This window comes from Cupriavidus sp. GW821-FHT07C08, assembly GCF_059419025.1.
This window is the reverse complement of sequence record NZ_JBWKQZ010000081.1, coordinates 1-1221: the sequence shown is the minus strand read 5'-3', so window position 1 is coordinate 1221 and position 1221 is coordinate 1. Positions and strand designations below refer to the sequence as shown.

Annotated in this window: 2 tRNA genes and 2 rRNA genes; all 4 read left to right on the top strand. The window is 51.4% G+C overall.

The window, feature by feature from the left end:
* Window positions 1-76: ribosomal RNA gene (locus tag AC07UK_RS38770) — 16S ribosomal RNA — on the top strand; the annotation flags it as partial.
* A 62-nt stretch (window positions 77-138) separates the two neighbouring features.
* Window positions 139-215: transfer RNA gene (locus tag AC07UK_RS38765), tRNA-Ile, on the top strand.
* A gap of 11 nt (window positions 216-226) precedes the next feature.
* Window positions 227-302: transfer RNA gene (locus AC07UK_RS38760), tRNA-Ala, on the top strand.
* Between the two features lie 296 nt (window positions 303-598).
* A 23S ribosomal RNA gene (locus AC07UK_RS38755) occupies window positions 599-1221 on the top strand; the annotation flags it as partial.

The following is a 1221-nucleotide window of genomic DNA, read 5'->3' as shown; positions in this document are numbered from 1 at the left end:
CACGGCAGGGTTCATGACTGGGGTGAAGTCGTAACAAGGTAGCCGTATCGGAAGGTGCGGCTGGATCACCTCCTTTCTAGAGGCTTGTGTCTCAAGCCTAGCGTTCACACTTATCGGTTTGTTTGCTGTTACAGCCAAGGGTCTGTAGCTCAGGTGGTTAGAGCACCGTCTTGATAAGGCGGGGGTCGTAGGTTCAAGTCCTACCAGACCCACCAAGTTATCCGAAGGGGGATTAGCTCAGCTGGGAGAGCACCTGCTTTGCAAGCAGGGGGTCGTCGGTTCGATCCCGTCATCCTCCACCATCACCTGGTACCTTGGATTGGTTGTCAAATGAAAGCGCTTCGCGACGAGACGTTGCGAGTGTTTCCATTTGGCATTGCCAAGCGATCTAACGATCGGCTGTTCTTTAAAAATATGGGATGTAGTAAAGGTGTCGCGAAGCGTTGATGAGACGCTGCAGTACAAACGCGATACCGGGTTGTGATTGTATCAACCAAAATGTATTTAAGTGATCGAAAGATGACTTGGAATACGGCACAAATGCGAGAACTCATCCTGTAGCGACATGTTTCGAGCAATCGAGACACACTCGTTATAGGGTCAAGCGAACAAGTGCATGTGGTGGATGCCTTGGCGATCACAGGCGATGAAGGACGCGGTAGCCTGCGAAAAGCTTCGGGGAGCTGGCAAACAAGCTTTGATCCGGAGATGTCCGAATGGGGAAACCCGGCCCGTATGGGTCATCCGTAACTGAATCCATAGGTTACGGAAGCGAACGCGGCGAACTGAAACATCTAAGTAGCTGCAGGAACAGAAATCAACCGAGATTCCCAAAGTAGTGGCGAACGAAATGGGAAGAGCCTTGTACTCTTTAGCAGCATTGTTAGCAGAACGGGATGGAAAGCCCGGCCATAGCAGGTGATAGCCCTGTATGCGAAAACAGCGTTGTGGAACTAGGTGTACGACAAGTAGGGCGGGACACGTGAAATCCTGTCTGAAGATGGGGGGACCATCCTCCAAGGCTAAATACTCGTGATCGACCGATAGTGAACCAGTACCGTGAGGGAAAGGCGAAAAGAACCCCGGGAGGGGAGTGAAATAGATCCTGAAACCGCATGCATACAAACAGTCGGAGCCTCGTAAGGGGTGACGGCGTACCTTTTGTATAATGGGTCAGCGACTTACATTCAGTGGCAAGCTTAACCGATTAGGGAAGGCGTA